Genomic DNA, 22,568 nt, shown 5'->3' with positions numbered 1-22,568 from the left:
TCGTTAATTTGTTTAATAGCGAGCTCAAGTACACTAGTTTTAAAGCGTTCCATACGCTTGTACTCAGTATCGAGTACGCCAATTCTTTGACGGAAATCACTTAGCTCTATAATTGGAGTAGAGCCCGTACTTCTCCAAGCAATTAATAACTCATATAAACGAACAGCATAAGCACTACTGAGATTACTAACTTGCTGCAATTCGTATTTAGTAAAATGCTCTTCTAAGCGCGTAATTAATGGAACTATGGCAGGGGCAAAAATAAGCTTAACCACTGCTTCATTATCTACATATCCAATTTCACTAACCCAACGGGATCTATAGTTCTCAATATTCCCTCTTTCATTTATTTTTTGATAGCTGAATTGTCTTGCGAATAAATCATTACAGGCATCTTTTAATGCCTGATAAGCGGTATTGCGATGTACGCCAAATTGATTGATATAGCTTTCTGCATGGACAGTTAAGGGATCATTAGCATTAATCCCTTTCCCACTTTCTCTTGCCTCAACAATAGCTAATAAAATTAAACGTTGTTCTACTAAATCTAAGTTATAACTTGCATTAATTAAGGCATTGTCTTTTACAACTAACTCTCTCATGAAGCACCAGTATTATTTATTATGCTATGACACCTTAATTAATTTTAGTGCTATAAGCAAGGTAAACGGTGTCATATTGCAAGGTAAACGGTGTCATATTGCAAGGTAAACGGTGTCATATTGCAAGGTAAACGGTGTCATATGAAGTCTAGAAGCCTTTATTTACAAGGCTTTCAGCTTACCTAAAAGCATTTAAAAACTTTAAAATAATTAAAAGCCCAGGCAAGGAAAAATTGCCCTATGTTTTCGCTACGCTCAAACTCTATTGAACTTCGCTTTCGCTCAGTTCGTAGGGGCAATTTTTGGCTTAAAATTTCGTGACTTTTTAAAAAAGAAAAGCAACTAGGAATTCGCTTCGCTCATAGAACTTTTTCACTCGCTTCGCTCGACATAAAGCCACCGTAATCAGTTCGCACCCATTCGGGATGCTCTGATTCTGAGTTCTTGATACACAGGGGAGCCTGTAATCAGGGAAAAACAGGTGAGAAAATTTAGATCCCTGTAGTTCGCTCGTAGACACTCGCTAAATGCTCTCATTTGCGATTTAAGAGTTTTTTCTTAACTCAACTATAAAATCTACTGTGGTTTAGCAAAACATCGCTAAAAACCCTATTTTTTTGCGTTTAAACAGCATTCATCAAGGTCGGTAATCGTTGTTATTTTCATTTTCTGGTTTTTTAGGCTCATTTTTCTGCTGTTTTTCCAATTCTTGGCGTTTTAAAAATGCCAAATGTTCTCGTTCGTGTCTTTCTTGTTCATAGCGTTGTTCTTTTTGCTCTCGTTCTTTACGTAATTGCTCTCTAAATTCACTTTCTCTGCGATCATTTTCAATTCTTCGTTGGCGATCTACTTCCGCTTGGCGTACTTGCTGCATTCTTTCTTGTTCAATTTTGAGATCATCTGCCCGTTTTGCTTTAAGGAGGGGACTCATATCATCATTAAAATCATGTAGGGTATCGAATGAATGAACGTACTCTCGTTTTAGCTTCTGCCAAAACGAGGGTTTTATCGTTGGTCGTTCAATCCCATTATTTTCCAGTATCTCTGAGCATTGACCTAAGCGTTGGACGACATTCTCAATATCGTATTCTTTAGCAAGTTGTTCGACCTCGGTTGCGTATTCTCTCCAGTTCTCATTTTTTGCCTGTTCTACTGATTTTTCAGTCGCATAAAAATCAGGTTTTTTTATATCTCTGTAAGTATGATGATAAGAGTCATAAAACAAATTATTGGTATGTAGGTAAAAATCGCTTTTGTTTTCTGCTAACCATCGTTTTGTCTTGGTGAGATTTGATTCAATCTGCTTTTGATTATCAGCAGCATTGCTTTGAATGGTGTAAAACTGATTGGCAAATTCTGCATAAATATCCTGGCACCGAATGAAGTCATCATATGCGTTGTCGATCTGTTGAACCTGTTGTTCTTGCAGGCGTTCTTCTTCTAGGTTGAGATTTACTAATTCTGCTAAAAGCTCTTTTTCTTCTGCTTCGGTTAACTGAAGTTCGTTTTCCAGCTGGGTAATCTGATCTTCTAATCGACTTGGAACAATAATTTCTTGATCAAGGCCCTTGATGATCTGTTGGTATTCTCGTGCAGCATCTAAATTTTTGGCTTTGATTGCATCATTTTCAAGTGCAATTCTTGGTAGCACAATTTCAGTGTTACGTTCTTCAAGCGGTCTTTTTTGTTCCTCGTCATATTGTCTGCGAAGTGCTGTAGCTTCATGCCCTTCATGATGAGTGGGTTCAAGAAAGTCTAAGCCCTGATCCTTGTAACTGCGGTGGTCGATGCGTTCGTCTAGCCCGGCATTTTCCAATACTGTATTTACAACATTGGCAAAAGTTGCTCGGCTGTCCTTCAGGATCTCGGGACCATGGTCGTTGAAGATTCTTTGTTTCTTTCCTAATTCGCCTTTTTCATTGATGAGTCTGGTAGTGAACATCATGTGTACGTGATAGTTTTTATTATTGGTTTCATCGTTATGTTCATGTGGTGCATGGATGCAGGCATCGACAATAACATTGTGCTTGTTCACAAAGTCTCGGCAAAAGTCATCAACGATTTTTATGCGTTCTGCATCTGTTAATTCATGTGGTAAAGCACAGATATATTCTTTGGCGAGTCGTGCATTGGCTTTCATTGAGCCATTGGCATTGAATTCTTTTTTTTCTACTGTATTCCAAAGTGTTTGACGGTCTAAAAGTTTTGTATTGGTATGTTCTGGTGCATAAATATTTTTGTATTCAAGTCCCTTTTTTTTAGTGTAGTCCTGAGTCTTTCCAAAAGTCAGATCCTCTAGTTTTTCACAGGCACGATAAGCAGCACAAGCAACGGCTGAACGTCCGTCACTTCGTGAGATGTTGCTTTCATTCAAATGAAAAATTGCCACTTTAAAAACCTAAATTTCTGCATACCGTGGTTTTGATTTTTGCAACTTTGAAAAAGTTGCTGACCATGCTAAAGCGAGGTCATGGGGTACAGGGGTTTCCCCTGTCGCAACGTCCACTTTTCTATCGAAGATGAAAAGTGGGTAAGTGCGCCCTTCGTTTCACTTCGGGAAAACTTCGCTTCGCTACGTTTGATATTGCTCGCTTTGTTTTTTGACTCTATGATGATGTTTGATTATTGATCATCACGGTTTAATACTATGTCAGATATTCAAGAAAAGAAAGATGCAGTTTTAAAGAAACTCACCAAAGCACAGCAGAAAAAATTATCCCTGCAAGAGCAAATTGAGTATTTAAAAAAAGAACAAGAGCAGATCTTAGAACAGGCAAAACAGAAACAGAATGAGCTTAAACTCAAACAGCAAAAACTTTTAAGCGAAGCAAAAGCCCAAGAACGGAAAAATGAAACTAGACGGAAAATTTTGCTTGGCGCTTGGGTTTTGAATAAATTTAAGAATGATGAATCTTTTAAACATCAATGGGCTGATTTTGAGCAGTTTTTAAGTGCGGAAAGTAAGACAGAAGAAAATAGACAGAAAGATAAAGAGCTTTTTAATGATCTTTTTAAGGGATAAGTTCTAAATTTCATATAAGAGATTTTATGTTAAATCACTGATGTTTGATTTTAGAATAATATTATGAATTGCTTTTATCTCTTCCTCTTTTTGAGCTTGAAACTTTCCATAAGTTGAAAAATGTAAATGCTTATAGATTAAAGGTTTTTTTTCATGAAAAACTTTAAGAGTATGTCCTTCTATTTGTTTAGCATCATTCATCCATGAAAATATAGATGTTTTTTTCATTAATTTAAAAACAGCGTCAGAGATAAATACAGCTTTAGTGTGTTCTGAAAAAATGGCTTTATGAATGTATTGTAGATGATTTTTATCAAGATCAGAGCTTTTCAAATCATTTCTACCAGTTGTGGGAAGATGAAGAAGCTCGATAAATGAAATACGAGAAGCATCTTTGCAAGAAAGTCTAATTTTTGAAAATTCTTTATGATATTTTCGCCCATCTCCTTTATATCCATCTAATAAAAAAGGATGATGTACATTGTATTTCTGCCAAAATGAAATAGCATCCTCATGATATTCAATGATTTTAGAAAATATTTTTTGTTCTTCAATATTGGGAGCGTAATTGGCATCTAAGCCAATAAATAAAAACTCTGCTTGAGTAGGACAACATCCCTGATAAGGTTTTTGGCGGAAAGCGTGAATTAGTTTTTCACTTGGATGAACGTTATACATATTTTTATCAGTAGACGTAATGCAAAGAATATTAGTTTATCCGATATAGACACCAACATATTAAACCGTCCGATAAGAAAATCGCAAAAGCGCATATTCTAAAAGTGGACATTTTTATTGGTGAGAATATAGACATTTTGAATGGGTTCTAACAGAGAGCTGTAATCTCTCGTTTTTTTGTTCTAAAACTGCTAAAATTCTTATACGCCATTGACGTACTTGAACCTATGCTATTCATTGAAACCAGTATTTTTACCAAGCAAATCAAAGAGCTTGTGAGTGATGAAGAGTATCGTCAGCTCCAGCAAGATCTCTTGGTACAGCCCGATAAAGGCGACTTAATCAAGAATGGCGGTGGTATCCGTAAAGTACGTTGTGCTCAAGGTAATAAGGGTAAAAGTGGTGGTATCCGGGTGATCTATTATTGGGTCACAGAGGATGATCAGATCTTTTTCCTAGTGGCTTATCCAAAGTCTGTGAAAGATAATCTGACCGACAAAGAGACCTCGATCCTACGTCAATTAGTGAAGGAGCAATTTCATGGATAACAACTTATTTGATGACCTGGTTGCTTCAATCAAAGAAGCTGGTGCTATCAAACGTAATGAGATAAAGGCCAGTCGAGTTACAGCGCTTGAATTGCCGGATATTAAAGAAGTACGTGAGAAAACTGGCTTAACCCAGGCAGAGTTTGCTGCACGTTTGCATATCAGCGCGAGAACTCTACAAAACTGGGAACAAGGCCGTCGCTATCCGACTGGTCCTGCAGCAACTTTAATTCGTATTCTTGATGCTCATCCAAGTCTAATTTAGAAAATTGAGATAATAAAAAAGCCCGACATCCTGTCGGGCTTTTTCATATCGGGTTGCTAGTCTTACTGATCTCGTGCTGCCCATTCCTTGCGCTATTTTCTTATTCTTGTTTTCTAGAAACATCCAGTTCCCTTATGTATTCATCATAGGGCTAATGCTTTGGATTGCCAATCCGCAAAATCCTTAAATCTGTGTAAGTTTTAGCTTACAAAGTTGGCCTACTTTATCCCAAGAGTTGTCCGCAGAAATTGGGGATAGTTTCGGGATGTGGGGTATTGATAAGCCAGAGAAAAACGACAATTTGATTAAATATTGATCAATTTTATTGGCAAGAAGTATCAAAATTGCTTAAAAAGAAACCGACTTGTTTCCAAGTCGGTTTTTTGTGGTTTTTTAGGGGGATGAAATTTTTTTTAACTATATGAAAAACAAAGATATTTTAAAAAGCTATATTAGCTGCGGCCTTTGATTGCGGCGTTGCATGGGCGGGCTCTTTGGTTGAGGTAGCTTTACAGCGGGTCGCCCACCAGAATCGCGTGGCCCTTATCTGCCTCACACCCAGATGGGGGCGACCAGCTTAAAGCTGCGGCTCTGTCCTGCAGATGGATCACCAGGTGTCGCTCCAAGCAGAGCCCCATCGAACGAGCTGCGACAGCTTCAAGGCTGGTAGCGTCCCATCGAGTGATCTGATAGCTGAAGGCCTGAGCTTCGAGGTCTTCGCCCTCGGAGTGATGCAGGATCGAGGCGACCGCTTCGTTGCACGTGTGGGAGGTGCGATTGCAGCGAATCTCAACAGCATTCGTTCCGGGCGCCTGGTAGCCCTCGACGGTCTTCCAGCCGCCCCAGATTACGAGCGCGTTCTGCTCTTCCTTGAAGATCAGCGGCGGAATCGTGGTGTTTTCGAGGGGGCAGGCTTCGTCAGCCAGAGCACGAGGTAAGTCGCGCATAGAGCCGAAGCTAGCGCGATGAGAAGCAGTTTGAGATAGCGCATATAGAGTCCTTTCTGGTGGCAGCCATCCTGGCAGAGCTCAACACTAGTGCATATCGAAGAAATGGGCGAATCGAAAGACAGCGACCGGCCAGCCACATCAGGCAGAAACCGGCCAATAGCAGCCGTTCACTTCTGCCGGATAGCTCTTATGCCCCACAGGTCGCTAAGGCCTACCTGTACCAATCGTCCCCTTGCGCTTGACGTTTTATCGTACGAATGTATGATAAACGCCATCGTACAGGTGTACGATTATCGTTAGCGTAGGAGATGTAGTCATGGCAATGACTGTTAATGTCTGGGCGCGGTACGCGCTCTATGTACTCTTTTTGCTGCCAGGCCTGACCATGGCCACCTGGGTAACTCGTACCCCGGCCTTAAGGGATGGTCTCTCAGCCTCTACAGAGCAGATGGGCATCATTCTGTTCGGATTCTCGACTGGTGCCATGACAGGAATTCTCAGTGCCGGAAAGCTGGTAGAGCGGTACGGAGCAAACCGAATCATCCTGGTAGGTTTGATGGCACTCTCGGTTGGTCTGTGCATCCTCGCCTCCAGTGTTGGGTTCGACAGCATCGCTTGTGCTTTTGCGGGGCTGTTCGTATTCGGGGTCGGGATCGGCTGGGCAGAGATCGCAGTGAATATTGAAGGGGCGGCGGTGGAGCGTGAAATCCGCCAACCAATAATGACGACCCTGCATGGCAGCTTCAGCTTGGGCACATTGATTGGTGCCGTTCTGGGTATGGCAATGACTGCCTCTGGTATCGCCCTGAATATTCACCTGGGTTTTGTTGCCGCGCTGTGTGCCGTAGCGACCCTGGTTGTAATTCGTAAAGCTCCACGGCTTAGCGAGCAGCCTCAGAGCGAGCAACAGGTTGGCGCCCAAACCTCGTCCTGGTTCAAGGAACTGCGTGATGGTCGTTTGATCCTCATCTGTTTCATCGTCCTTGCTATGGCTTTGGCCGAAGGCGCTGCCAATGATTGGCTCCCGCTGCTCATGATTGACGGCCATGGCTTCGCCGAAACCGCGGGTACGCTGATCTATGTGGCGTTTACGCTCGGTATGACGGTTGGGCGATTTGGAGGGGGCGTTGTAATCCGCAGGTTCGGAGCGGTAAACACGCTGCGGGCAAGTGCCTTCGTTGGAGCGCTGAGCCTGGCAGTGATTGTGTTCTGCAATGAGCCCTGGATTGCCGCTGCTGCTGTTGTGGCGTGGGGACTGGGAGCATCCCTCGGATTTCCGCTAGCAATCTCTGCAGCGGGTGCGAGCGGCACGAACAGCGATCTACGCGTGCGTTTGGCCGCGACAGCAGGCTATCTCGCCTTCCTGGTGGGCCCACCAATGCTGGGCTTTATCGGAGAGATTCATGGGCTGAGATTGGCGATGTTGCCTGTGCTGGCGGTGGTTGCGATTGCATTTGTCGTGGCATCGGCGCTCAAGGAAGCGGAGCCGTAGGAAGTCCGCCCTCAAGAGGCGTAAAAACAGGGGGAAGCTGCTTCCCCCCTGTTTCATTTGCGGGTGATGAGAGTAATCAGATCCATGATTTCTTGGCGATCGACCGGCTCGCTGTTGAGGGTCTTATGGATCGTGCAACCCTCGATAACCGCATCCAGTGCTCTGGCAGTTTTCGGCTCGAAATGAAGCTGTAACGCTTGCTGGCAGCGCTCCATCCATTCTTCCATGACCTTTCGGTATTCAGGTTTGCGCGACGCAAAGGCGTATAGCTCGAAGCTGAGCAGCATGTGCCGAGGCGTAGCCCAAACATCTCCGCAAATCAGGTCAACCACTGCTTCACGAGCACTCTGATCATCAGTCGCTTCTTGGAGCCGAGCGGTGAATGCCTCGGTGATCTGCTTGATCATCCGTTTGAAAGCTGCCGATAGAATCTCGTCGATAGACTCAAAGTGATACGTAATCGTGCCGGGGGAAAGATTGGCTTGCTCTGCGATACGCCGAGCGGTGGCGCCGCGTACGCCCTCTTGCACGATCGTCTCGAGAGCAGCATCGACAATTACTTCTTTGATCTCTACCTGAGCCGATTCTTGCTTCTTGGGCCTAGCCATAGCGCCTCCATTTGAGATGGACACAGCATACCTTCTTCATCAATGGGTTGCTGTTATTCCTAAGTAGAAATGTCCTACCTAATAACCAAATAGAAATGTCCTATATGGACAATTCCAAGTCAAGCACAGGATTTAGATTTCGTTCTTTGATTGCTATTTTCTGTGCACGTCTGCTTGGCATCTTTTGAGAACGATTGCGTTTGTTTTGTTGTTCCAGTTCTTCATGCTGTTGTTGGATATGATTCAGAACAGCACCCAACCGTTTATTCTCAACAATCTCTCGCTGATTCAGCTGACTTAATTTATCGAAGAGGCTGTAATTGATCTTTCGGCCATCATGCATGAGGGCTACAGTACCATCCGGGTATTCCAGGAACTCAAGATACTTACCGATCAACCTTTGATTTTCTTCGGTGTTTTCCAGGAGATATACGCATTTATCATAAGTAATCGTCAGGCTATTCGTGACTCTGCGGGGTTCACGCCAAGTAAAAATATCATCTAATTCTTCGGCTGTTTCAGTGATAGGCCGATGTAGATCCTTAGGATTAAAAGCCATCTTGGCGAACTTCTGATTGAACTGCTCAATGAAGCAGGGTAGCCAGGCATTAGCTTGCTCAATCGAGCTGATACCTTCCAGACGCATCTCCTTGATCAGACGGTCCTGAAGGGTTCTGTTGGCACGTTCCACACGGCCTTTGGCCTGTGGTGAATTGGCGAAGATGATATCGATATTCAGGGTACTGAGTACGCGTCCAAACTGGGTAATCTTGGTGTCTTTCTTGCTGCTTTGATTCACCCTGAAGACTGAATGTTTGTCGCTGTAAAATGCCAACGGCTTACCATGCTGCTCAACATACAAGCGTGTTGAAATCATATAATCAAAGGCTGATTCTGATTCACAGAAGCGTAAATGCTGCAATTTTCCTGTAGCATCATCGATAAACACCAGCAGACAGCATTTAGCAGCGCGTCCTTCAAACCAGTCATGATATGAGCCATCAATTTGGATCAGTTCACCAAAGCAATCCCGGTTGTAACGAGGCTGATACGGGCGTTTCAGGCGCTTGGATCGAGGAATCCATAAGTCAGCTGCAATCATCCAGGAACGCAGGGTTTCTACTGAAAGATCGAATCCATGTACGGTGGTGAGCTTTTCATGCGCTAAAGTGGGTCCGAAACCATGGAGTTGGTCAGAAACAATATTGAGGCACTTGAGTCTAAGTTCTTCAGGAAGTTTGGAATTGCTGATTTGGCCACGACCGGCATGGGCTAATGCAGCGGGACCTTGAGCTTTGTATTTCTGCAGTAAGCGTCTGATCTGACGTTCTGAAATATGAAGTAGCTGAGCAGCCTGGGATTGAGTTATGCGTTGATCGCAGATTTCCTGCAAGACCGACAATCGTTTAAGTTCTTTATCCGACATAGACACCAACATATCAAACCGTCCGCTAACGAAATTGCAAAAGTGCATATTCTAAAAGCGGACATTTTTACTTTGGAGAAACCGGACATTTCTATTTTGGAGTTACAGTTGCATTTCGTATAACCACCATTATGTTAAATAGGTGAAATTTTAAGAAAATTATTACTCAGTTTTAATTAACTTTCAGAGTTAAGCCGACTTATAATTTCTTCAATTTCTTTTTCAGCCATAAAATAACTCTCAATCCAAAACTCAGCATTTGTAAGATTAGAGTTGGTTGGATTATCAATATGTTGCTTACCGACTTTAGCTTTAGTGAGCTCAAGAATAAGTGATTCTTTTGTCTCTTGTTTCATAATGACTCCATTTTTAGTCTTTAATACGTTTTATTTATTTACTTTGACAGCTTTTTTACTGCCTTTAGAAAATCTAAAATTAACATAATACACCTTATACGAAATGCTCTTTTTATATCTATATAATTCAATGTGTTAATTGATATCATAAAGCCGAACTCAGCTGAGTTCGGCTTTTTTGTTGAATACTACCGTTCCACGCTTAATCTTTAATCAATGTTCCACGCTTTTGATTAGCTCAATTGAATAATCAGGATGCCTGGTCTTTTTCTTTTTGGCGTTCATCCAGCTCTTTCTTCAGTGCCTTTTTATCCTGGTACGATGCAATCAGCATAATCGGGATCAGCAGCGGAGCCACAATAATGCCCAGGGCAATATCTTTCAGTTTCGGCATGAGCTCTCTCCCTTGATTGCTCAGTCATGATCAAAAACAGCATTCAGTACACGGCCAAATAAGCCACGTTTTTTGTGTTGTGGCACTGCCACATTTTGCAACGTGGCATGCTGTAGCGTTTGGGTGTGGTATGCCGTAGTTTCTTGCTGTGGCACTGCCACATTTTCTGCAATATTTAATTCATTATTCTTTTTATTATCATTGTCTTGTTGTGTTGTCGCATGCTGTGGTAGGTCGGTGTCGCATGCCGTAGCATCTTGTTGTGGTGCTGCTGTGGCAGGAGCAACACTTTTCAGCTCAATGAGTGTTTGCATACGGTCAATTTGTTGCATTAACCGTTCTTCACGTTCTTGGTATTTTTTGACTTCATTTTCTAAATGGGCAATAAGTTTTTTTGTAGATTCATCACCTTCTTGCTTAGATGATTCAATTTTTTGAGATGTTTGCTCTGGTTCTCCAAAGCATCGGATGACCTCTGCTAGATCGAATTGTCCATCACTGGAGCGTGATAAACGTCCATTACGTACAGCTCTGTAAATGGTTGATCTATCCACATGAAATTTTTTAGATACTTCACTTAGTGATAACTTAGCCATTTACGGTGTCCTTTTTATTTGATGGCATGTATCCCACTTTTTTTAGGTATGGGGATAGTTCTTTGATTTTTTCAGGGTCTTGTAGCATCTCAGCAATACGAACAGCAAATTGAGGATAGCTTTCTGTTCCTTGTGAATAGCGACCCATTTCAGGGAGTTCTGAAAGTTTATTTGCAAACATATGCCGTTGAGCATCGGTCATCTTTGAATAAAGATCCAAAGTATTCGGATCTCTTTCTATTGATGGGCTGTCCTTCTTTTTCTGTTTAAAGTTAAAAGAAAATCCTGAAATTGATCGACCTCTTTTGTGTTGTTCATACTTCACTGTGATATCTGTATGTTCGTTAATTTGTTTAATAGCGAGCTCAAGTACACTAGTTTTAAAGCGTTCCATACGCTTGTACTCAGTATCGAGTACGCCAATTCTTTGACGGAAATCACTTAGCTCTATAATTGGAGTAGAGCCCGTACTTCTCCAAGCAATTAATAACTCATATAAACGAACAGCATAAGCACTACTGAGATTACTAACTTGCTGCAATTCGTATTTAGTAAAATGCTCTTCTAAGCGCGTAATTAATGGAACTATGGCAGGGGCAAAAATAAGCTTAACCACTGCTTCATTATCTACATATCCAATTTCACTAACCCAACGGGATCTATAGTTCTCAATATTCCCTCTTTCATTTATTTTTTGATAGCTGAATTGTCTTGCGAATAAATCATTACAGGCATCTTTTAATGCCTGATAAGCGGTATTGCGATGTACGCCAAATTGATTGATATAGCTTTCTGCATGGACAGTTAAGGGATCATTAGCATTAATCCCTTTCCCACTTTCTCTTGCCTCAACAATAGCTAATAAAATTAAACGTTGTTCTACTAAATCTAAGTTATAACTTGCATTAATTAAGGCATTGTCTTTTACAACTAACTCTCTCATGAAGCACCAGTATTATTTATTATGCTATGACACCTTAATTAATTTTAGTGCTATAAGCAAGGTAAACGGTGTCATATTGCAAGGTAAACGGTGTCATATTGCAAGGTAAACGGTGTCATATTGCAAGGTAAACGGTGTCATATGAAGTCTAGAAGCCTTTATTTACAAGGCTTTCAGCTTACCTAAAAGCATTTAAAAACTTTAAAATAATTAAAAGCCCAGGCAAGGAAAAATTGCCCTATGTTTTCGCTACGCTCAAACTCTATTGAACTTCGCTTTCGCTCAGTTCGTAGGGGCAATTTTTGGCTTAAAATTTCGTGACTTTTTAAAAAAGAAAAGCAACTAGGAATTCGCTTCGCTCATAGAACTTTTTCACTCGCTTCGCTCGACATAAAGCCACCGTAATCAGTTCGCACCCATTCGGGATGCTCTGATTCTGAGTTCTTGATACACAGGGGAGCCTGTAATCAGGGAAAAACAGGTGAGAAAATTTAGATCCCTGTAGTTCGCTCGTAGACACTCGCTAAATGCTCTCATTTGCGATTTAAGAGTTTTTTCTTAACTCAACTATAAAATCTACTGTGGTTTAGCAAAACATCGCTAAAAACCCTATTTTTTTGCGTTTAAACAGCATTCATCAAGGTCGGTAATCGTTGTTATTTTCATTTTCTGGTTTTTTAGGCTCATTTTTCTGCTGTTTTTCCAATTCTTGGCGTTTTAAAAATGCCAAATGTTCTCGTTCGTGTCTTTCTTGTTCATAGCGTTGTTCTTTTTGCTCTCGTTCTTTACGTAATTGCTCTCTAAATTCACTTTCTCTGCGATCATTTTCAATTCTTCGTTGGCGATCTACTTCCGCTTGGCGTACTTGCTGCATTCTTTCTTGTTCAATTTTGAGATCATCTGCCCGTTTTGCTTTAAGGAGGGGACTCATATCATCATTAAAATCATGTAGGGTATCGAATGAATGAACGTACTCTCGTTTTAGCTTCTGCCAAAACGAGGGTTTTATCGTTGGTCGTTCAATCCCATTATTTTCCAGTATCTCTGAGCATTGACCTAAGCGTTGGACGACATTCTCAATATCGTATTCTTTAGCAAGTTGTTCGACCTCGGTTGCGTATTCTCTCCAGTTCTCATTTTTTGCCTGTTCTACTGATTTTTCAGTCGCATAAAAATCAGGTTTTTTTATATCTCTGTAAGTATGATGATAAGAGTCATAAAACAAATTATTGGTATGTAGGTAAAAATCGCTTTTGTTTTCTGCTAACCATCGTTTTGTCTTGGTGAGATTTGATTCAATCTGCTTTTGATTATCAGCAGCATTGCTTTGAATGGTGTAAAACTGATTGGCAAATTCTGCATAAATATCCTGGCACCGAATGAAGTCATCATATGCGTTGTCGATCTGTTGAACCTGTTGTTCTTGCAGGCGTTCTTCTTCTAGGTTGAGATTTACTAATTCTGCTAAAAGCTCTTTTTCTTCTGCTTCGGTTAACTGAAGTTCGTTTTCCAGCTGGGTAATCTGATCTTCTAATCGACTTGGAACAATAATTTCTTGATCAAGGCCCTTGATGATCTGTTGGTATTCTCGTGCAGCATCTAAATTTTTGGCTTTGATTGCATCATTTTCAAGTGCAATTCTTGGTAGCACAATTTCAGTGTTACGTTCTTCAAGCGGTCTTTTTTGTTCCTCGTCATATTGTCTGCGAAGTGCTGTAGCTTCATGCCCTTCATGATGAGTGGGTTCAAGAAAGTCTAAGCCCTGATCCTTGTAACTGCGGTGGTCGATGCGTTCGTCTAGCCCGGCATTTTCCAATACTGTATTTACAACATTGGCAAAAGTTGCTCGGCTGTCCTTCAGGATCTCGGGACCATGGTCGTTGAAGATTCTTTGTTTCTTTCCTAATTCGCCTTTTTCATTGATGAGTCTGGTAGTGAACATCATGTGTACGTGATAGTTTTTATTATTGGTTTCATCGTTATGTTCATGTGGTGCATGGATGCAGGCATCGACAATAACATTGTGCTTGTTCACAAAGTCTCGGCAAAAGTCATCAACGATTTTTATGCGTTCTGCATCTGTTAATTCATGTGGTAAAGCACAGATATATTCTTTGGCGAGTCGTGCATTGGCTTTCATTGAGCCATTGGCATTGAATTCTTTTTTTTCTACTGTATTCCAAAGTGTTTGACGGTCTAAAAGTTTTGTATTGGTATGTTCTGGTGCATAAATATTTTTGTATTCAAGTCCCTTTTTTTTAGTGTAGTCCTGAGTCTTTCCAAAAGTCAGATCCTCTAGTTTTTCACAGGCACGATAAGCAGCACAAGCAACGGCTGAACGTCCGTCACTTCGTGAGATGTTGCTTTCATTCAAATGAAAAATTGCCACTTTAAAAACCTAAATTTCTGCATACCGTGGTTTTGATTTTTGCAACTTTGAAAAAGTTGCTGACCATGCTAAAGCGAGGTCATGGGGTACAGGGGTTTCCCCTGTCGCAACGTCCACTTTTCTATCGAAGATGAAAAGTGGGTAAGTGCGCCCTTCGTTTCACTTCGGGAAAACTTCGCTTCGCTACGTTTGATATTGCTCGCTTTGTTTTTTGACTCTATGATGATGTTTGATTATTGATCATCACGGTTTAATACTATGTCAGATATTCAAGAAAAGAAAGATGCAGTTTTAAAGAAACTCACCAAAGCACAGCAGAAAAAATTATCCCTGCAAGAGCAAATTGAGTATTTAAAAAAAGAACAAGAGCAGATCTTAGAACAGGCAAAACAGAAACAGAATGAGCTTAAACTCAAACAGCAAAAACTTTTAAGCGAAGCAAAAGCCCAAGAACGGAAAAATGAAACTAGACGGAAAATTTTGCTTGGCGCTTGGGTTTTGAATAAATTTAAGAATGATGAATCTTTTAAACATCAATGGGCTGATTTTGAGCAGTTTTTAAGTGCGGAAAGTAAGACAGAAGAAAATAGACAGAAAGATAAAGAGCTTTTTAATGATCTTTTTAAGGGATAAGTTCTAAATTTCATATAAGAGATTTTATGTTAAATCACTGATGTTTGATTTTAGAATAATATTATGAATTGCTTTTATCTCTTCCTCTTTTTGAGCTTGAAACTTTCCATAAGTTGAAAAATGTAAATGCTTATAGATTAAAGGTTTTTTTTCATGAAAAACTTTAAGAGTATGTCCTTCTATTTGTTTAGCATCATTCATCCATGAAAATATAGATGTTTTTTTCATTAATTTAAAAACAGCGTCAGAGATAAATACAGCTTTAGTGTGTTCTGAAAAAATGGCTTTATGAATGTATTGTAGATGATTTTTATCAAGATCAGAGCTTTTCAAATCATTTCTACCAGTTGTGGGAAGATGAAGAAGCTCGATAAATGAAATACGAGAAGCATCTTTGCAAGAAAGTCTAATTTTTGAAAATTCTTTATGATATTTTCGCCCATCTCCTTTATATCCATCTAATAAAAAAGGATGATGTACATTGTATTTCTGCCAAAATGAAATAGCATCCTCATGATATTCAATGATTTTAGAAAATATTTTTTGTTCTTCAATATTGGGAGCGTAATTGGCATCTAAGCCAATAAATAAAAACTCTGCTTGAGTAGGACAACATCCCTGATAAGGTTTTTGGCGGAAAGCGTGAATTAGTTTTTCACTTGGATGAACGTTATACATATTTTTATCAGTAGACGTAATGCAAAGAATATTAGTTTATCCGATATAGACACCAACATATTAAACCGTCCGATAAGAAAATCGCAAAAGCGCATATTCTAAAAGTGGACATTTTTATTGGTGAGAATATAGACATTTTGAATGGGTTCTAACAGAGAGCTGTAATCTCTCGTTTTTTTGTTCTAAAACTGCTAAAATTCTTATACGCCATTGACGTACTTGAACCTATGCTATTCATTGAAACCAGTATTTTTACCAAGCAAATCAAAGAGCTTGTGAGTGATGAAGAGTATCGTCAGCTCCAGCAAGATCTCTTGGTACAGCCCGATAAAGGCGACTTAATCAAGAATGGCGGTGGTATCCGTAAAGTACGTTGTGCTCAAGGTAATAAGGGTAAAAGTGGTGGTATCCGGGTGATCTATTATTGGGTCACAGAGGATGATCAGATCTTTTTCCTAGTGGCTTATCCAAAGTCTGTGAAAGATAATCTGACCGACAAAGAGACCTCGATCCTACGTCAATTAGTGAAGGAGCAATTTCATGGATAACAACTTATTTGATGACCTGGTTGCTTCAATCAAAGAAGCTGGTGCTATCAAACGTAATGAGATAAAGGCCAGTCGAGTTACAGCGCTTGAATTGCCGGATATTAAAGAAGTACGTGAGAAAACTGGCTTAACCCAGGCAGAGTTTGCTGCACGTTTGCATATCAGCGCGAGAACTCTACAAAACTGGGAACAAGGCCGTCGCTATCCGACTGGTCCTGCAGCAACTTTAATTCGTATTCTTGATGCTCATCCAAGTCTAATTTAGAAAATTGAGATAATAAAAAAGCCCGACATCCTGTCGGGCTTTTTCATATCGGGTTGCTAGTCTTACTGATCTCGTGCTGCCCATTCCTTGCGCTATTTTCTTATTCTTGTTTTCTAGAAACATCCAGTTCCCTTATGTATTCATCATAGGGCTAATGCTTTGGATTGCCAATCCGCAAAATCCTTAAATCTGTGTAAGTTTTAGCTTACAAAGTTGGCCTACTTTATCCCAAGAGTTGTCCGCAGAAATTGGGGATAGTTTCGGGATGTGGGGTATTGATAAGCCAGAGAAAAACGACAATTTGATTAAATATTGATCAATTTTATTGGCAAGAAGTATCAAAATTGCTTAAAAAGAAACCGACTTGTTTCCAAGTCGGTTTTTTGTGGTTTTTTAGGGGGATGAAATTTTTTTTAACTATATGAAAAACAAAGATATTTTAAAAAGCTATATTAGCTGCGGCCTTTGATTGCGGCGTTGCATGGGCGGGCTCTTTGGTTGAGGTAGCTTTACAGCGGGTCGCCCACCAGAATCGCGTGGCCCTTATCTGCCTCACACCCAGATGGGGGCGACCAGCTTAAAGCTGCGGCTCTGTCCTGCAGATGGATCACCAGGTGTCGCTCCAAGCAGAGCCCCATCGAACGAGCTGCGACAGCTTCAAGGCTGGTAGCGTCCCATCGAGTGATCTGATAGCTGAAGGCCTGAGCTTCGAGGTCTTCGCCCTCGGAGTGATGCAGGATCGAGGCGACCGCTTCGTTGCACGTGTGGGAGGTGCGATTGCAGCGAATCTCAACAGCATTCGTTCCGGGCGCCTGGTAGCCCTCGACGGTCTTCCAGCCGCCCCAGATTACGAGCGCGTTCTGCTCTTCCTTGAAGATCAGCGGCGGAATCGTGGTGTTTTCGAGGGGGCAGGCTTCGTCAGCCAGAGCACGAGGTAAGTCGCGCATAGAGCCGAAGCTAGCGCGATGAGAAGCAGTTTGAGATAGCGCATATAGAGTCCTTTCTGGTGGCAGCCATCCTGGCAGAGCTCAACACTAGTGCATATCGAAGAAATGGGCGAATCGAAAGACAGCGACCGGCCAGCCACATCAGGCAGAAACCGGCCAATAGCAGCCGTTCACTTCTGCCGGATAGCTCTTATGCCCCACAGGTCGCTAAGGCCTACCTGTACCAATCGTCCCCTTGCGCTTGACGTTTTATCGTACGAATGTATGATAAACGCCATCGTACAGGTGTACGATTATCGTTAGCGTAGGAGATGTAGTCATGGCAATGACTGTTAATGTCTGGGCGCGGTACGCGCTCTATGTACTCTTTTTGCTGCCAGGCCTGACCATGGCCACCTGGGTAACTCGTACCCCGGCCTTAAGGGATGGTCTCTCAGCCTCTACAGAGCAGATGGGCATCATTCTGTTCGGATTCTCGACTGGTGCCATGACAGGAATTCTCAGTGCCGGAAAGCTGGTAGAGCGGTACGGAGCAAACCGAATCATCCTGGTAGGTTTGATGGCACTCTCGGTTGGTCTGTGCATCCTCGCCTCCAGTGTTGGGTTCGACAGCATCGCTTGTGCTTTTGCGGGGCTGTTCGTATTCGGGGTCGGGATCGGCTGGGCAGAGATCGCAGTGAATATTGAAGGGGCGGCGGTGGAGCGTGAAATCCGCCAACCAATAATGACGACCCTGCATGGCAGCTTCAGCTTGGGCACATTGATTGGTGCCGTTCTGGGTATGGCAATGACTGCCTCTGGTATCGCCCTGAATATTCACCTGGGTTTTGTTGCCGCGCTGTGTGCCGTAGCGACCCTGGTTGTAATTCGTAAAGCTCCACGGCTTAGCGAGCAGCCTCAGAGCGAGCAACAGGTTGGCGCCCAAACCTCGTCCTGGTTCAAGGAACTGCGTGATGGTCGTTTGATCCTCATCTGTTTCATCGTCCTTGCTATGGCTTTGGCCGAAGGCGCTGCCAATGATTGGCTCCCGCTGCTCATGATTGACGGCCATGGCTTCGCCGAAACCGCGGGTACGCTGATCTATGTGGCGTTTACGCTCGGTATGACGGTTGGGCGATTTGGAGGGGGCGTTGTAATCCGCAGGTTCGGAGCGGTAAACACGCTGCGGGCAAGTGCCTTCGTTGGAGCGCTGAGCCTGGCAGTGATTGTGTTCTGCAATGAGCCCTGGATTGCCGCTGCTGCTGTTGTGGCGTGGGGACTGGGAGCATCCCTCGGATTTCCGCTAGCAATCTCTGCAGCGGGTGCGAGCGGCACGAACAGCGATCTACGCGTGCGTTTGGCCGCGACAGCAGGCTATCTCGCCTTCCTGGTGGGCCCACCAATGCTGGGCTTTATCGGAGAGATTCATGGGCTGAGATTGGCGATGTTGCCTGTGCTGGCGGTGGTTGCGATTGCATTTGTCGTGGCATCGGCGCTCAAGGAAGCGGAGCCGTAGGAAGTCCGCCCTCAAGAGGCGTAAAAAACAGGGGGAAGCTGCTTCCCCCCTGTTTCATTTGCGGGTGATGAGAGTAATCAGATCCATGATTTCTTGGCGATCGACCGGCTCGCTGTTGAGGGTCTTATGGATCGTGCAACCCTCGATAACCGCATCCAGTGCTCTGGCAGTTTTCGGCTCGAAATGAAGCTGTAACGCTTGCTGGCAGCGCTCCATCCATTCTTCCATGACCTTTCGGTATTCAGGTTTGCGCGACGCAAAGGCGTATAGCTCGAAGCTGAGCAGCATGTGCCGAGGCGTAGCCCAAACATCTCCGCAAATCAGGTCAACCACTGCTTCACGAGCACTCTGATCATCAGTCGCTTCTTGGAGCCGAGCGGTGAATGCCTCGGTGATCTGCTTGATCATCCGTTTGAAAGCTGCCGATAGAATCTCGTCGATAGACTCAAAGTGATACGTAATCGTGCCGGGGAAAGATTGGCTTGCTCTGCGATACGCCGAGCGGTGGCGCCGCGTACGCCCTCTTGCACGATCGTCTCGAGAGCAGCATCGACAATTACTTCTTTGATCTCTACCTGAGCCGATTCTTGCTTCTTGGGCCTAGCCATAGCGCCTCCATTTGAGATGGACACAGCATACCTTCTTCATCAATGGGTTGCTGTTATTCCTAAGTAGAAATGTCCTACCTAATAACCAAATAGAAATGTCCTATATGGACAATTCCAAGTCAAGCACAGGATTTAGATTTCGTTCTTTGATTGCTATTTTCTGTGCACGTCTGCTTGGCATCTTTTGAGAACGATTGCGTTTGTTTTGTTGTTCCAGTTCTTCATGCTGTTGTTGGATATGATTCAGAACAGCACCCAACCGTTTATTCTCAACAATCTCTCGCTGATTCAGCTGACTTAATTTATCGAAGAGGCTGTAATTGATCTTTCGGCCATCATGCATGAGGGCTACAGTACCATCCGGGTATTCCAGGAACTCAAGATACTTACCGATCAACCTTTGATTTTCTTCGGTGTTTTCCAGGAGATATACGCATTTATCATAAGTAATCGTCAGGCTATTCGTGACTCTGCGGGGTTCACGCCAAGTAAAAATATCATCTAATTCTTCGGCTGTTTCAGTGATAGGCCGATGTAGATCCTTAGGATTAAAAGCCATCTTGGCGAACTTCTGATTGAACTGCTCAATGAAGCAGGGTAGCCAGGCATTAGCTTGCTCAATCGAGCTGATACCTTCCAGACGCATCTCCTTGATCAGACGGTCCTGAAGGGTTCTGTTGGCACGTTCCACACGGCCTTTGGCCTGTGGTGAATTGGCGAAGATGATATCGATATTCAGGGTACTGAGTACGCGTCCAAACTGGGTAATCTTGGTGTCTTTCTTGCTGCTTTGATTCACCCTGAAGACTGAATGTTTGTCGCTGTAAAATGCCAACGGCTTACCATGCTGCTCAACATACAAGCGTGTTGAAATCATATAATCAAAGGCTGATTCTGATTCACAGAAGCGTAAATGCTGCAATTTTCCTGTAGCATCATCGATAAACACCAGCAGACAGCATTTAGCAGCGCGTCCTTCAAACCAGTCATGATATGAGCCATCAATTTGGATCAGTTCACCAAAGCAATCCCGGTTGTAACGAGGCTGATACGGGCGTTTCAGGCGCTTGGATCGAGGAATCCATAAGTCAGCTGCAATCATCCAGGAACGCAGGGTTTCTACTGAAAGATCGAATCCATGTACGGTGGTGAGCTTTTCATGCGCTAAAGTGGGTCCGAAACCATGGAGTTGGTCAGAAACAATATTGAGGCACTTGAGTCTAAGTTCTTCAGGAAGTTTGGAATTGCTGATTTGGCCACGACCGGCATGGGCTAATGCAGCGGGACCTTGAGCTTTGTATTTCTGCAGTAAGCGTCTGATCTGACGTTCTGAAATATGAAGTAGCTGAGCAGCCTGGGATTGAGTTATGCGTTGATCGCAGATTTCCTGCAAGACCGACAATCGTTTAAGTTCTTTATCCGACATAGACACCAACATATCAAACCGTCCGCTAACGAAATTGCAAAAGTGCATATTCTAAAAGCGGACATTTTTACTTTGGAGAAACCGGACATTTCTATTTTGGAGTTACAGTTGCATTTCGTATAACCACCATTATGTTAAATAGGTGAAATTTTAAGAAAATTATTACTCAGTTTTAATTAACTTTCAGAGTTAAGCCGACTTATAATTTCTTCAATTTCTTTTTCAGCCATAAAATAACTCTCAATCCAAAACTCAGCATTTGTAAGATTAGAGTTGGTTGGATTATCAATATGTTGCTTACCGACTTTAGCTTTAGTGAGCTCAAGAATAAGTGATTCTTTTGTCTCTTGTTTCATAATGACTCCATTTTTAGTCTTTAATACGTTTTATTTATTTACTTTGACAGCTTTTTTACTGCCTTTAGAAAATCTAAAATTAACATAATACACCTTATACGAAATGCTCTTTTTATATCTATATAATTCAATGTGTTAATTGATATCATAAAGCCGAACTCAGCTGAGTTCGGCTTTTTTGTTGAATACTACCGTTCCACGCTTAATCTTTAATCAATGTTCCACGCTTTTGATTAGCTCAATTGAATAATCAGGATGCCTATGGTCTTTTTCTTTTTGGCGTTCATCCAGCTCTTTCTTCAGTGCCTTTTTATCCTGGTACGATGCAATCAGCATAATGGGATCAGCAGCGGAGCCACAATAATGCCCAGGGCAATATCTTTCAGTTTCGGCATGAGCTCTCTTCCCTTAATTGCTCAGTCGATGATCACAAGCGGCGTTTCAGTACACGGCCAAATAAGCCACGTTTTTTGTGTCGTGGCACTGCCACATTTTGCAACGTGGCATGCTGTAGCGTTTGGGTGTGCGTATGTTCGTAGTTTCTTGCTGTGGCACTGCCACATTTTCTGCAATATTTAATTCATTATTCTTTTTATTATCATTGTCTTGTTGTGTTGTCGCATGCTGTGGTAGGTCGGTGTCGCATGCCGTAGCATCTTGTTGTGGTGCTGCTGTGGCAGGAGCAACGCTTTTCAGCTCAATGAGTGTTTGCATACGGTCAATTTGTTGCATTAACCGTTCTTCACGTTCTGGTACTTTTTGACTTCAGTTTCTAAATGGGCAATAAGTTTTTTTGTAGATTCATCACCTTCTTGCTTAGATGATTCGATTTTTTGAGATGTTTGCTCTGGTTCTCCAAAGCATCGGATGACCTCTGCTAGATCGAATTGTCCATCACTGGAGCGTGATAAACGTCCATTACGTTCTACAGCTCTGTAAATGGTTGATCTATCCACATGAATGAAATTTTTTAGATACTTCACTTAGTGATAACTTAGCCATTTACGGTGTCCTTTTTATTTGATGGCATGTATCCCACTTTTTTTAGGTATGGGGATAGTTCTTTGATTTTTTCAGGGTCTTGTAGCATCTCAGCAATACGAACAGCAAATTGAGGATAGCTTTCTGTTCCTTGTGAATAGCGACCCATTTCAGGGAGTTCTGAAAGTTTATTTGCAAACATATGCCGTTGAGCATCGGTCATCTTTGAGTGAATCCGAAGAGTATTCGGATCTCTTTCTATTGATGGGCTGTCCTTCTTTTTCTGTTTAAAGTTAAAAGAAAATCCTGAAATTGATCGACCTCTTTTGTGTTGTTCATACTTCACTGTGATATCTGTATGT

The 22,568-nt window shown here is 42.3% G+C and carries 25 protein-coding genes and 2 pseudogenes; 8 read left to right on the top strand and 19 right to left on the bottom strand.

Annotation, left to right across the window (positions count from 1 at the left end):
* Together repM (ACO1B7_RS18525) and mobQ (ACO1B7_RS18520) are read right to left on the bottom strand one after the other, a co-directional pair.
* Window positions 1–602, bottom strand: a 602-nt coding sequence (gene repM / locus ACO1B7_RS18525) for a replication initiation protein RepM (protein ID WP_423090477.1), incomplete at its 3' end; no start/stop codon positions are given.
* Window positions 603–1,239: 637 nt separating this feature from the next.
* Window positions 1,240–2,991, bottom strand: coding sequence for a MobQ family relaxase (gene mobQ / locus ACO1B7_RS18520; RefSeq protein ID WP_228200239.1), 1,752 nt, complete (start codon window positions 2,989–2,991; stop codon window positions 1,240–1,242).
* 258 nt (window positions 2,992–3,249) lie between these two features.
* Here mobQ (ACO1B7_RS18520) and ACO1B7_RS18515 point away from each other — a divergent pair, with 258 nt between their 5' ends.
* Window positions 3,250–3,624, top strand: coding sequence for a hypothetical protein (locus ACO1B7_RS18515; protein WP_086322809.1), 375 nt, complete (start codon window positions 3,250–3,252; stop codon window positions 3,622–3,624).
* Window positions 3,625–3,648: 24 nt separating this feature from the next.
* Here ACO1B7_RS18515 and ACO1B7_RS18510 read toward each other — a convergent pair whose 3' ends face one another.
* Window positions 3,649–4,302, bottom strand: coding sequence for a hypothetical protein (locus ACO1B7_RS18510; RefSeq protein ID WP_005086345.1), 654 nt, complete (start codon window positions 4,300–4,302; stop codon window positions 3,649–3,651).
* Window positions 4,303–4,529: 227 nt separating this feature from the next.
* On the opposite strand from ACO1B7_RS18510, the gene ACO1B7_RS18505 reads away from it, so the two are divergent.
* Complete coding sequence (locus tag ACO1B7_RS18505; RefSeq protein WP_000897309.1) at window positions 4,530–4,850, top strand: type II toxin-antitoxin system RelE/ParE family toxin; 321 nt, start codon at window positions 4,530–4,532, stop codon at window positions 4,848–4,850.
* Window positions 4,843–5,115 carry a NadS family protein gene (nadS, locus tag ACO1B7_RS18500; RefSeq protein WP_130114462.1) on the top strand — a complete coding sequence of 91 codons (273 nt, stop codon included), beginning with the start codon at window positions 4,843–4,845 and terminating at the stop codon, window positions 5,113–5,115. The genes ACO1B7_RS18505 and nadS (ACO1B7_RS18500) overlap by 8 nt, the downstream gene beginning before the upstream one ends.
* A gap of 509 nt (window positions 5,116–5,624) precedes the next feature.
* Here nadS (ACO1B7_RS18500) and ACO1B7_RS18495 read toward each other — a convergent pair.
* Entirely contained in the window at window positions 5,625–6,062 is a 438-nt protein-coding gene (locus tag ACO1B7_RS18495; protein WP_423090475.1) for a hypothetical protein, read from the bottom strand.
* Window positions 6,063–6,381: 319 nt separating this feature from the next.
* Here ACO1B7_RS18495 and ACO1B7_RS18490 point away from each other — a divergent pair, with 319 nt between their 5' ends.
* The gene (locus ACO1B7_RS18490) at window positions 6,382–7,557 is read left to right on the top strand and encodes an MFS transporter (protein ID WP_275894700.1); all 1,176 of its coding nucleotides are present in this window, start codon (window positions 6,382–6,384) and stop codon (window positions 7,555–7,557) included.
* A gap of 53 nt (window positions 7,558–7,610) precedes the next feature.
* On the opposite strand, the gene ACO1B7_RS18485 is transcribed toward ACO1B7_RS18490, so the two are convergent.
* The 7 genes from ACO1B7_RS18485 to mobQ (ACO1B7_RS18455) form a co-directional block, all read right to left on the bottom strand.
* Window positions 7,611–8,165 (bottom strand): TetR/AcrR family transcriptional regulator, encoded by a 555-nt coding sequence (locus ACO1B7_RS18485; protein WP_159196921.1) that lies wholly within the window; start codon window positions 8,163–8,165, stop codon window positions 7,611–7,613.
* A 100-nt stretch (window positions 8,166–8,265) separates the two neighbouring features.
* On the bottom strand, window positions 8,266–9,591 hold the full coding sequence (locus ACO1B7_RS18480) for an ISNCY family transposase (RefSeq protein ID WP_001280601.1): 1,326 nt from the start codon (window positions 9,589–9,591) through the stop codon (window positions 8,266–8,268).
* Between the two features lie 176 nt (window positions 9,592–9,767).
* Complete coding sequence (locus tag ACO1B7_RS18475) at window positions 9,768–9,947, bottom strand: hypothetical protein (protein ID WP_423090472.1); 180 nt, start codon at window positions 9,945–9,947, stop codon at window positions 9,768–9,770.
* Window positions 9,948–10,197: 250 nt separating this feature from the next.
* Complete coding sequence (locus ACO1B7_RS18470; RefSeq protein ID WP_001125247.1) at window positions 10,198–10,341, bottom strand: hypothetical protein; 144 nt, start codon at window positions 10,339–10,341, stop codon at window positions 10,198–10,200.
* A 20-nt stretch (window positions 10,342–10,361) separates the two neighbouring features.
* Window positions 10,362–10,937 (bottom strand): plasmid replication DNA-binding protein, encoded by a 576-nt coding sequence (locus ACO1B7_RS18465; protein WP_002011656.1) that lies wholly within the window; start codon window positions 10,935–10,937, stop codon window positions 10,362–10,364.
* The gene (gene repM / locus ACO1B7_RS18460) at window positions 10,930–11,880 is read right to left on the bottom strand and encodes a replication initiation protein RepM (RefSeq protein WP_423090476.1); all 951 of its coding nucleotides are present in this window, start codon (window positions 11,878–11,880) and stop codon (window positions 10,930–10,932) included. The genes ACO1B7_RS18465 and repM (ACO1B7_RS18460) overlap by 8 nt, the downstream gene beginning before the upstream one ends.
* A 637-nt stretch (window positions 11,881–12,517) precedes the next feature.
* Window positions 12,518–14,269, bottom strand: coding sequence for a MobQ family relaxase (gene mobQ / locus ACO1B7_RS18455; RefSeq protein WP_228200239.1), 1,752 nt, complete (start codon window positions 14,267–14,269; stop codon window positions 12,518–12,520).
* Between the two features lie 258 nt (window positions 14,270–14,527).
* Here mobQ (ACO1B7_RS18455) and ACO1B7_RS18450 point away from each other — a divergent pair, with 258 nt between their 5' ends.
* The gene (locus ACO1B7_RS18450; RefSeq protein WP_086322809.1) at window positions 14,528–14,902 is read left to right on the top strand and encodes a hypothetical protein; all 375 of its coding nucleotides are present in this window, start codon (window positions 14,528–14,530) and stop codon (window positions 14,900–14,902) included.
* A gap of 24 nt (window positions 14,903–14,926) precedes the next feature.
* Here the strand turns inward: ACO1B7_RS18450 and ACO1B7_RS18445 are convergent, their stop codons facing one another.
* Complete coding sequence (locus ACO1B7_RS18445) at window positions 14,927–15,580, bottom strand: hypothetical protein (protein ID WP_005086345.1); 654 nt, start codon at window positions 15,578–15,580, stop codon at window positions 14,927–14,929.
* Window positions 15,581–15,807: 227 nt separating this feature from the next.
* Between ACO1B7_RS18445 and ACO1B7_RS18440 the strand changes: the two genes are divergently transcribed.
* Both ACO1B7_RS18440 and nadS (ACO1B7_RS18435) read left to right on the top strand, forming a co-directional pair.
* A complete protein-coding gene (locus tag ACO1B7_RS18440; RefSeq protein WP_000897309.1) occupies window positions 15,808–16,128 on the top strand; it encodes a type II toxin-antitoxin system RelE/ParE family toxin in 321 nt (106 codons plus the stop codon).
* On the top strand, window positions 16,121–16,393 hold the full coding sequence (gene nadS / locus ACO1B7_RS18435; protein ID WP_130114462.1) for a NadS family protein: 273 nt from the start codon (window positions 16,121–16,123) through the stop codon (window positions 16,391–16,393). Before ACO1B7_RS18440 ends, nadS (ACO1B7_RS18435) begins: the two co-directional genes overlap by 8 nt.
* Window positions 16,394–16,902: 509 nt before the next feature.
* Here nadS (ACO1B7_RS18435) and ACO1B7_RS18430 read toward each other — a convergent pair.
* Window positions 16,903–17,340: a hypothetical protein gene (locus ACO1B7_RS18430; RefSeq protein WP_423090475.1), complete on the bottom strand. Its 438-nt coding sequence runs from the start codon at window positions 17,338–17,340 to the stop codon at window positions 16,903–16,905.
* Between the two features lie 319 nt (window positions 17,341–17,659).
* On the opposite strand from ACO1B7_RS18430, the gene ACO1B7_RS18425 reads away from it, so the two are divergent.
* Entirely contained in the window at window positions 17,660–18,835 is a 1,176-nt protein-coding gene (locus tag ACO1B7_RS18425; RefSeq protein WP_275894700.1) for an MFS transporter, read from the top strand.
* A 54-nt stretch (window positions 18,836–18,889) separates the two neighbouring features.
* On the opposite strand, the gene ACO1B7_RS18420 is transcribed toward ACO1B7_RS18425, so the two are convergent.
* From ACO1B7_RS18420 to ACO1B7_RS18395, 6 genes and pseudogenes are all read right to left on the bottom strand, one after another.
* On the bottom strand, window positions 18,890–19,243 hold the full coding sequence (locus ACO1B7_RS18420; protein WP_423090474.1) for a TetR/AcrR family transcriptional regulator: 354 nt from the start codon (window positions 19,241–19,243) through the stop codon (window positions 18,890–18,892).
* Complete coding sequence (locus ACO1B7_RS18415; RefSeq protein WP_423090473.1) at window positions 19,240–19,443, bottom strand: TetR family transcriptional regulator; 204 nt, start codon at window positions 19,441–19,443, stop codon at window positions 19,240–19,242. The genes ACO1B7_RS18420 and ACO1B7_RS18415 overlap by 4 nt, the downstream gene beginning before the upstream one ends.
* 100 nt (window positions 19,444–19,543) lie before the next feature.
* Complete coding sequence (locus ACO1B7_RS18410) at window positions 19,544–20,869, bottom strand: ISNCY family transposase (RefSeq protein WP_001280601.1); 1,326 nt, start codon at window positions 20,867–20,869, stop codon at window positions 19,544–19,546.
* 176 nt (window positions 20,870–21,045) lie between these two features.
* Window positions 21,046–21,225 (bottom strand): hypothetical protein, encoded by a 180-nt coding sequence (locus ACO1B7_RS18405; RefSeq protein ID WP_423090472.1) that lies wholly within the window; start codon window positions 21,223–21,225, stop codon window positions 21,046–21,048.
* A 427-nt stretch (window positions 21,226–21,652) separates the two neighbouring features.
* A pseudogene (locus tag ACO1B7_RS18400) lies at window positions 21,653–22,227 on the bottom strand (plasmid replication DNA-binding protein).
* Window positions 22,220–22,568 (bottom strand): annotated as a pseudogene (locus ACO1B7_RS18395) (replication initiation protein RepM); the annotation flags it as partial. The pseudogenes ACO1B7_RS18400 and ACO1B7_RS18395, both read right to left, overlap by 8 nt.

The organism is Acinetobacter lwoffii (genome assembly GCF_049367455.1).
Classification (GTDB): domain Bacteria; phylum Pseudomonadota; class Gammaproteobacteria; order Pseudomonadales; family Moraxellaceae; genus Acinetobacter; species Acinetobacter lwoffii_W.
Note: the sequence above shows the minus strand (reverse complement) of the source record. Positions and strands in the feature narration are given on the sequence as shown.